Here is an 8,457-nt window from a genome sequence, read left to right as displayed (position 1 = left end):
AGCCCCCCGGCCCTCCAGCCCTCCAGCCCTCCAGCCCTCCAGGGAAGCTAAGGCAGCGCCCTGACCAGGGCCTCCAGTGCTCCCGGCCATCCGCTGTCCGTGGGTGTGCCGTAGCCCACGACCAGTGCGTCCAGGGGTGGGGCCGTGGCGGACGGGTGGCGGTAGCGGGTCAGGCCGTGGACCGCCAGGCCCTGCCAGACCGCAGCACGGACGACCGACTGCTCGGTGCCGGGCGGGAGTTGGAGTACCGCGTGGAAGCCGGCCGCGATGCCGGTCGCCGTCACCGACGGGGCGTGGGCGGCCAGGGCCGAGACGAGGTGGTCGCGGCGACGGCGGTAGCGGAGGCGCGAGGCGCGCACATGACGGTCGTACGCGCCCGATGTGATGAACTCCGCCAGGGTCAGCTGGTCCAGGACGCCGCACGACCAGTCCGCACCGCCCTTCGCAGCCGTGACCTCGGCCGCCAGGTCCGGCGGCAGGACCAGCCAGCCGAGTCGCAGACCGGGGGCCAGGGCCTTGCTGGCGGTGCCCATGTACACCACGTGGTCCGGGTCGAGGCCCTGGAGCGCGCCCACGGGCTGCCGGTCGTAGCGGAACTCCCCGTCGTAGTCGTCCTCCAGGATCAGCCCGCCCGTCCGCCGCGCCCAGTCGACGACCGCGGCACGGCGGTCGGGGTGCAGGGGCACACCCATGGGGAACTGATGGGCGGGAGTCAGCAACACCGCCGCCACACCACCGGCCCCGCCCTTGCCCCCGCTCCCGCCCCGGCTCCCACGCCCGCCTCCACTTCCCTCCCCGCTCCCACCAAGCCCTCCCCCGGTCAACTCCTCGGTCAACTCCTCGGTCCGCGTGCCCAGTTCGTCGAACGGCAGGGTCACCGAACGCAGGCCCGCCCGCTCCACCAGCTTCCAGTGCACGTCGAGTCCGTACGACTCCATCGCCAGCGCTCCCGCGCCCCGCTGTCGCAGCACCGCGCCGAGCAGCATCAGGCCGTGTGCGAACCCGGAGCAGATGAGGATGCGTCCGGGGTCGGCGCGTACGCCGCGGGCCCGGGCGAGGTAGCCCGCGAGCGCGGTGCGCAGTTCGACGCGGCCGCGCGGGTCCCCGTATCCGAGAGCGTCGTACGGGGCCGCCGCGAGGGCTCGGCGGGATGCCTTGAGCCACTCGGCGCGCGGGAAGGAGGCGAGATCGGGGGTGCCGGGGACGAGGTCGTACGCCGGGCCGCCGGGCGTGCGCGGCCGGGGAGGGGCGGAGGCCGGTGCCACCACCGCACGCTCGGCGACCCGTGTGCCGGAGCCCTGGCGGGCGGTGAGCCAGCCCTCGGCCACGAGGTCGGCGTACGCGTCGGCGACGGTGTTGCGCGCGATGCCCAGATCGGCCGCCAGGGAGCGCGACGACGGCAGCCTGGTCCCGGGCGCGAGCCGTCCGCCGCGCACCGCGGCCCGCAGCGCGTCCGTCAGGCCTTTGCGCAGGCCGGAGCCGGTGCGCGTCACGTCGACATGCAGATCGACTCCGAAAGTGGCCCAGGATTTCACCATGGAAATGGACCATACTCCTGGGCTACTCGGAACGTAGGCTCATGATCATGACGACGAACACCACCGCCCCCGAGGCCACGGCAGACACCGCCACCGACATCCCGCAGGACACCCCGCTCGCCCCCGAGCACACCCCTCGACTCCAGTGGACCGAGTTCGCCCCCGAGGTCTACAAGGCCATGGTCAGACTGGACGCGGCCGCCCGTAAGGGCGTCGACCCGGTGCTGCTGGAGCTGGTGAAGATCCGCGCGTCGCAGCTCAACCACTGCGCGTTCTGCCTCGACATGCACACGAAGGACGCGTTCGCGGCGGGCGAGAGCGTCGAGCGGATCGTCCAGCTCAGCGCGTGGGAGGAGTCGCGGCACTTCTACACGGAGAAGGAGCTCGCCGCGCTCGCGCTCACCGAGGCCGTGACGGTCCTGACGGACGGCTTCGTACCGGACGAGGTGTACGAGACCGCCGCCCGCCACTTCGACGAGGCCGAGCTGACCCAGCTCATCGCCGCCATCACGGTGATCAACGCCTGGAACCGCTTCGGCGTGACCTGCCGTCTCGTGGCCGGCCACTACACGCCCGGGCAGTACAAGTAGCGGCACAGCAAGCACGCAAGCAGCGGTACGACATACGGGAGTGCCGGGTGCCCTCGTCAGGGAGACACCCGGCACCCGTACAGGGAGGGCTGCTCGGGCAGCCCGTACGGCGGTGGGCTAGCTCGACAGCCACGCCTTCCACGTGGACTCATGGCCCTCGGCCCACTTCCGCGCCGCCTCCTCGGGCGTCAGCTTCTGGTCGGCGATCATCAGGGAGACCTCGTTCTGGTCCTCCGTCGTCCACTTGAACTTCTTCAGGAAGTCCGCCGCCCTGCCGCCGCTCTTCGCGAAGTCCGTGTTCAGGTACTTCTGCAGCGGAGTGCGCGGATAGGCGCAGGCGACCTTCTCCGGGTCGGCGTCGCAGCCCTCCTTGTAGGCGGGCAGCTTCACCTCCGTCATGGGGACCTTCTTGAAGAGCCACTGGGGTGAGTACCAGTAGGTCAGGAACGGCTTCTTCTCCTTGGCGAACTGGCGCATCTGGGTGATCTGGGCCGCCTCCGAACCGGCGAACACCACCTGGAGGTCGAGGTCCAGGTTCTTCACCAGCGCCTTGTCGTTCGTGACGTAGGAGGGTGAGCCGTCGAGCAACTGCCCCTTGCCGCCGCTCTCGGGGGTGCGGAGCTGGTCGGCGTACTTGTTGAGGTTCTTCCAGTCGGTCACGTCGGGGTGCTGCTTGGCGAAGTACGTCGGTACGAACCAGCCGATGTGCCCGGTGACGCCGAGGCCGCCGCCGTTCACGATCGTCTTCTTGTCCTTGACGTACCGCTGTTCCTGCTCGGGGTGGCCCCAGTCCTCCAGGATCGCGTCGACCCTGCCCTGGCTGAGCGCGTCCCACGCGGGGACCTCGTCGACCTGGACGGTGTCGACGCGATAGCCCAGCTCGTGCTCCAACAGGTACTGCGCGACGGCGACGTTGGCCTGCGCACCGACCCACGACTGCACGGACAGGGTCACGGTCTTTGCCCCCTGCGCGTTGGCGAAGGGCGAGGCCTGCTTGGTCATGTCGGCGGCTCCGCAGCCGGCCGTCGTCAGCACCAGCAGGGAGCAGCCGACGGCCAGAGCGCCCGTCCAGCGCGTACCGGTCATGTGCGTACCACCAGCCGTACGACGTATACGCGTACGCATCTCAGGCTCCCTTCTTCGTGCGGCGGTCCGTCGGCTGGGTCACCCGGTCGAGCATCAGGCCGAGGCAGACGATCGCCGCGCCGGCCACCAGGCCCGTGGCCAAGTCGCCCTGGGCGAGCCCGAACACGACGTCGTAGCCGAGTGCTCCACCGCCGACCAGGCCGCCGATGATGACGACGGCGAGGACGAGTACGACGCCCTGGTTGAGCGCGAGCAGCAGTGCGGGACGGGCCAACGGCAGCTGGACCTGGCGGAGTTGCTGCCAGCCCGTGGCGCCCATCGAGCGTGAGGACTCCATGGCCGCCGGGTCGACCTGGCGCAGGCCCTGTGTGGTGATGCGGACGACGGCAGGGAGGGCGTAGACGACCGCGGCGGCGACCGCCGGGGCGCGGCCCACGCCGAAGAGGGCGACGACGGGGATGAGGTACACGAACTGCGGCATCGTCTGGAAGACGTCCAGGAAGGGGCGCAGCACGCGTTCGCAGCGCTCGCTCCTGGCCGCCGCGATGCCGGTCGCGAAGCCCAGGACGAGGGTGACGGCCACGGCCGCGAGGACCTGCGACAGCGTGTCGAGGGACGGCCCCCACACGCCGAGTACGCCGATCGCGGCCATCGCGAGAACGGCGGTGAGCGCGGTGCGCCAGGTGCCGATCAGCCAGGCGAGCGCGGCGACGATCAGCAGGACCGACCACCAGGGCAGCCACTGCAGGCCGTCCCGCATCGGGTCCAGGACCCAGGTGGTGAAGTGGCCCGCCCAGTCGGCGGTGCCGCCCACGTACGGGACGCCGGAGTAGAGGTGGTCCGTCATCCAGTCGACGGCCCTGTTGACGGGCTCGGCGATGTTCACGAGCCAGGCCTCGGGCCAGTCGAGACGGTCGGTGAGGCGTCCGGCGACCGCGACGGCGAGGGCCGCGACGGCCGCGTAGGCCCAGCCGGTCCAGCGGGACCTGGGCTCGCCGGGCCCGTCACCCGTGGATGCCGCCGAAGTCACGGATCCCGCCGCTCCCGTCACCCGGTCGAGGACGACCGCGAGCAGCACGATCGGGATGCCGGCGGCGAGCGCCGCACCCACGTCGACGGAGGCGAGCGCCTGGTAGACGCGGTCACCGAGGCCGGCCGCGCCGATGACGGACGCGATGACGGCCATGGACAGGGCCATCATGATCGTCTGGTTGAGGCCGAGGAGGAGTTCCTTGCGGGCGAGCGGGATGCGGGCCGTGAGGAGCCGCTGCCGAGCCGTGGTGCCCAGGGACTCCACGGCCTCCATCACTCCGGCGTCGGCGCCGCGCAGACCGAGCGCGGTGAGCCGGGCCATGGGCGGGGCCGCGTACACGACGGTGGCCAGCACCGCGGCCGGGACACCCATGCCGAAGACGAGGACGACCGGCAGGAGGTACGCGTAGGCCGGGAACACCTGCATGGTGTCGAGTACGGGGCGCAGCGCGCGGTACGTACGGTCGGAGAGCCCGGCCGCGAGGCCGAGGAGCACGCCGAGCACGACGGACGCGAGGACCGCGACCACCATGAGCGCGAGCGTCTGCATGGTGGGGACCCACATGCCGAGCAGCCCGCAGGCCAGGAACGCGGCGCCCGTGCCGAGCGCCAGCCGTACCCCCGCGACCCGCCAGGCGACCAGTGCCGCCGCAGCCGTGACGCCCGCCCAGCCGGCGGCGAGCAGGACGAGGTAGACGGCGCGTACGGAGAGCACGACCGCGTTGGAGATGTACCCGAAGAAGTAGAGGAACAGCGGGTGGCTGTCGCGGTTGTCGATCACCCAGTCGCTGGCCTTGCCGAGGGGTTCGGTGAGGTCGACGGTGAGAGCGTGCGGCCAACTGCCGCTCGCCCAGCGGGCGTTGGCCAACGGGACGAGGACCGCCGCCGCGACGGCGAGCAGCAGGAGCTTGCCGGTGGCGGGGTGCTTGAGGAAGCCGGGGAGACCGCTCCGGGGAGCGGCCGCGGTGATCGTGGCCATCAGGCCACCCCCTCGCGAGCGGCCTCGGCCGTTCCGTCGCCCTGGTCAGGAGCAGACTCGGCCGAACCGGCACCCGACTCCGAACCGGTGGCCGCATCGGCGTCCGAATCAGCGGCCTCATCGGCGAACTGCCCGCCGGTCCCCGCCACCACCCCCAGCAGCGCGTCCGAGTCGACGACCCCGAGGCAGCGTCCCTGGTCCACCACGCGGGCGGTCTGGCCGGTGCGAGCGACCGCCTCGATGGCCTCGGAGACCGTGGCCTGGGGCGCGAGGGCGGGACCCTCGCCCGCCTCCTGCGCGGAAGCGGCCCGCATGGCCCGCCGTACCGTCATGACCTGCTCGCGCGGCACGTCCCGTACGAACTCGCGTACGTAGTCGTCGGCGGGCGAGCCCACGATCTCCTCGGGCGTGCCGAGCTGGACGACGCGGCCGTCGCGCATGAGGGCGATGCGGTCGCCCAGACGCAGGGCCTCGTTCAGGTCGTGGGTGATGAAGACCATCGTGCGGCCCTCCTCGTGGTGGAGCCGGACGACCTCCTCCTGCATGTCGCGCCGGATCAGCGGGTCGAGTGCGCTGAACGGCTCGTCGAACAGCAGGACTTCGGGGTCCACGGCCAGCGCCCGCGCCAGTCCGACGCGCTGCTGCTGACCGCCGGAGAGCTGGCCGGGCCGGCGATGTTCCATGCCTTCGAGGCCGACCTTGGTGACGACCTCCTGGGCCTTCTCGCGGCGCTCGCGCCTGCCGACTCCCTGGACTTCGAGCCCGTACGCGACGTTGTCGAGCACGGTCCGGTGCGGCAGGAGGCCGAAGTGCTGGAAGACCATGGCGGCGCGGTGGCGGCGCAGTTCGCGCAGCCGGGTCTTGTCCATGGCGCGGACGTCCTCGCCGTCGATGACGATCGAGCCGGCCGTCGGCTCGATGAGCCGGGTCAGACAGCGTACGAGGGTGGACTTGCCCGAGCCGGACAGGCCCATGACGACGAAGACCTCGCCCTTGCGCACATCGAAGCTCACGTCCCGGACGGCGGCCGTGCAGCCGGTACGGGACCGGAGTTCGGCCGGGGTGAGGGCCGCGAGCTCGGGGTCGGCCGGGACACGGTCGGCCTTGGGGCCGAAGACCTTCCACAGCCCCTCGACGGCGAAGACGGGCTCGGCACCCGTACGCTTCCCGCCCGTGGGCTCGACAGCAGTGTCCTGAACATCGGTCGACGTACTCATCACGCACCGCCTCCCAGCAGGTCCACGCACTTCTCGCCGACCATGAGCACCCCGATCATCGGGTTCACGGCGGGCATCGTCGGGAAGACCGACGCGTCGGCGATCCGGATTCCTTCGAGACCGCGGATCCGCAACTCGGGGTCGACGACGGCCAGTTGGTCGTCGGATGCGCCCATGCGGCAGGTGCCCGCCGGGTGGTACACGGTGTGCGCCACCGACCGGGCGTACGCGCTGAGCTCCTCGTCGTCCGTGACGTCCGGTCCCGGACACACCTCGCGCTTGAGCCAGTGCGCGAGCGGCTCGGACCTGGCGATCTCGCGCGCGATCCTGATGCCGTCGACGAGCGTGCGGCCGTCGTAGTCGTCCTCGTCCGTGAAGTAGCGGAAGTCGAGGGCGGGCTTCTCGGCCGGGTCTGCGCTCGTCAGATACAGGCGGCCGCGGCTGCGCGGCTTGGGGATGTTCGGGGTCATCGAGACGCCGTGCTCGGGGCGTTCGTAGCCGATGCGCTCCGGGTTGTCCGTGAAGGGGACCTGGTAGAAGTGGAACATCAGGTCCGGACCGGCGTGTTCGGGGTCGCGCCGAACGAACAGGCCCGCGTCGGAGTCCATCGCGGAGTTCTCGGGGATCGGCCCGTCCGTCTCCCAGACGATGACGGACTCGGGGTGGTCGAGCAGGTTCTCGCCGACGCCCGGCAGGTCGTGGACGACGGGGATACCGAGCGCTTCGAGGTCCTGGCGCGGCCCGATGCCGGAGTGCATGAGCAGCCGCGGCGAGTCGACGGCACCGGCGCACAGCAGCACTTCGTTCCGGGCCCGGACGAGGACCTCCTCGCCGTCCTTGGTGCGTACGTGCACTCCGCGGGCGCGCGTCCCGTCGAGCTCCAGCCTGTACGCCCAGGTCTCCAGGAGGATGTGGAGGTTGGGACGTTCGTCCATGAACGGATGCAGGTAGGCGACCGACGCGCTCGACCGCTTGTTGTTCTCCGGGTGGTACGCGAGGTCGAAGAAGCCGACGCCCTCGGTGAACGGCTGCTTGTTGAAGCCCTCCACGCGCGGCACTTCGAGCGCCGACTGCGCGGCGTCGACGAAGTCGCGGGCGATGGCGTTCCGGTCCTTCTCGTCGACCGGCACGATGTTGTTGCGCAGCCGCGGGAAGTACGCCTCCATCGGCACCGCGCCCCAGCCCTTGGCGCCCGCCGCCTCCCACTCGTCCCAGTCGGACGGCAGCGGCTTGAACGCGATGAGCGTGTTGTGCGAGGAGCATCCGCCGAGGACCCGGGCGCGGCTGTGCCGGATGTGCGAATTGCCGCGCGGCTGCTCGGTCGTCGGGTAGTCGTAGTCCAGCTCCCCGCCGAGCAGGCCCATCCAGCGCCGCAGGGTCAGGACGTCGTCGCGGCCGACGTCGCTGGGGCCGCCCTCGATGACGGCGACGGTGACGTCCGGGTTCTCGGTGAGCCGGGAGGCGATGACGGATCCCGCGGTGCCGCCGCCTATGACGACGTAGTCGTACGTGTTCTGTTCTTCGGGCATCGCGTGTTCAGGCATGGCGTGTTCGGGCATGGCGTGGCGCTCCAAGGTGCCTTGTGCGGTGGGGAGTCGAAGGTGGTCGGGGCCGGGGGTCAGCCCGCGAACCACCGGACGGGCTTCGGCGCGAGGTTCTGGTAGACGTGCTTCGTCTCGCGGTACTCGGCGAGCCCCGCGGGCCCGAGTTCGCGCCCCACACCGCTCTTGCCGAAGCCGCCCCACTCCGCCTGGGGGAGGTAGGGGTGGAAGTCGTTGATCCAGACGGTGCCGTGCCGCAACCGGCCGGCGACGCGCCGGGCGCGCCCCGCGTCGGCGGTCCAGACGCCGCCCGCGAGCCCGTACTCCGTGTCGTTGGCGAGCGCGACGGCCTCGTCCTCCGTGCGGAAGGTCTCGACGGTCAGGACCGGGCCGAACACCTCTTCCCGGACGACCCGCATGTCGCGGTGGCACTGGTCGAGGACGGTCGGCTCGTAGAAGTAGCCGGTGGCGGGC

The 8,457-nt window shown here is 71.3% G+C and carries 7 protein-coding genes; 1 reads left to right on the top strand and 6 read right to left on the bottom strand.

Annotated features, from left to right (window positions below; genetic code table 11):
* Nucleotides 1-47: 47 nt before the first annotated feature.
* The gene (locus O3Q52_RS43325) at nt 48-1,538 is read right to left on the bottom strand and encodes a PLP-dependent aminotransferase family protein (protein WP_269654019.1); all 1,491 of its coding nucleotides are present in this window, start codon (nt 1,536-1,538) and stop codon (nt 48-50) included.
* Between the two features lie 47 nt (nt 1,539-1,585).
* On the opposite strand from O3Q52_RS43325, the gene O3Q52_RS43320 reads away from it, so the two are divergent.
* Nucleotides 1,586-2,128 (top strand): carboxymuconolactone decarboxylase family protein, encoded by a 543-nt coding sequence (locus tag O3Q52_RS43320; protein WP_269654018.1) that lies wholly within the window; start codon nt 1,586-1,588, stop codon nt 2,126-2,128.
* 117 nt (nt 2,129-2,245) lie between these two features.
* On the opposite strand, the gene O3Q52_RS43315 is transcribed toward O3Q52_RS43320, so the two are convergent.
* From O3Q52_RS43315 to O3Q52_RS43295, 5 genes are all read right to left on the bottom strand, one after another.
* Nucleotides 2,246-3,214, bottom strand: coding sequence for an ABC transporter substrate-binding protein (locus O3Q52_RS43315; RefSeq protein WP_269654021.1), 969 nt, complete (start codon nt 3,212-3,214; stop codon nt 2,246-2,248).
* 40 nt (nt 3,215-3,254) lie between these two features.
* The gene (locus O3Q52_RS43310) at nt 3,255-5,225 is read right to left on the bottom strand and encodes a proline/glycine betaine ABC transporter permease (protein ID WP_269654017.1); all 1,971 of its coding nucleotides are present in this window, start codon (nt 5,223-5,225) and stop codon (nt 3,255-3,257) included.
* Nucleotides 5,225-6,445, bottom strand: a complete 1,221-nt coding sequence (locus O3Q52_RS43305; RefSeq protein ID WP_269654016.1) for a glycine betaine/L-proline ABC transporter ATP-binding protein — start codon at nt 6,443-6,445, stop codon at nt 5,225-5,227. The genes O3Q52_RS43310 and O3Q52_RS43305 overlap by 1 nt, the downstream gene beginning before the upstream one ends.
* Nucleotides 6,442-7,971 (bottom strand): GMC family oxidoreductase, encoded by a 1,530-nt coding sequence (locus tag O3Q52_RS43300; protein ID WP_269654020.1) that lies wholly within the window; start codon nt 7,969-7,971, stop codon nt 6,442-6,444. The genes O3Q52_RS43305 and O3Q52_RS43300 overlap by 4 nt, the downstream gene beginning before the upstream one ends.
* 89 nt (nt 7,972-8,060) lie before the next feature.
* On the bottom strand, nt 8,061-8,457 hold a 397-nt coding region (locus tag O3Q52_RS43295; RefSeq protein WP_269654015.1), incomplete at its 5' end, for an aldehyde dehydrogenase family protein.

Origin of the sequence: Streptomyces sp. ActVer (assembly GCF_027270795.1) — a bacterium.
GTDB classification, from domain to species: Bacteria; Actinomycetota; Actinomycetes; order Streptomycetales; family Streptomycetaceae; genus Streptomyces; species Streptomyces umbrinus_A.
Note: the sequence above shows the minus strand (reverse complement) of the source record. Positions and strands in the feature narration are given on the sequence as shown.

Excerpts from the sequence above, each read along its gene's own strand:
- O3Q52_RS43320 (WP_269654018.1), top strand. The coding sequence starts at position 1,586 with ATGACGACGAACACCACCGCCCCCGAGGCCACGGCAGACACCGCCACC.
- O3Q52_RS43315 (WP_269654021.1), bottom strand. The coding sequence starts at position 3,214 with ATGACCGGTACGCGCTGGACGGGCGCTCTGGCCGTCGGCTGCTCCCTG.
- O3Q52_RS43310 (WP_269654017.1), bottom strand. The coding sequence starts at position 5,225 with ATGGCCACGATCACCGCGGCCGCTCCCCGGAGCGGTCTCCCCGGCTTC.
- O3Q52_RS43300 (WP_269654020.1), bottom strand. The coding sequence starts at position 7,971 with ATGCCCGAAGAACAGAACACGTACGACTACGTCGTCATAGGCGGCGGC.
- O3Q52_RS43325 (WP_269654019.1), bottom strand. The coding sequence starts at position 1,538 with ATGGTGAAATCCTGGGCCACTTTCGGAGTCGATCTGCATGTCGACGTG.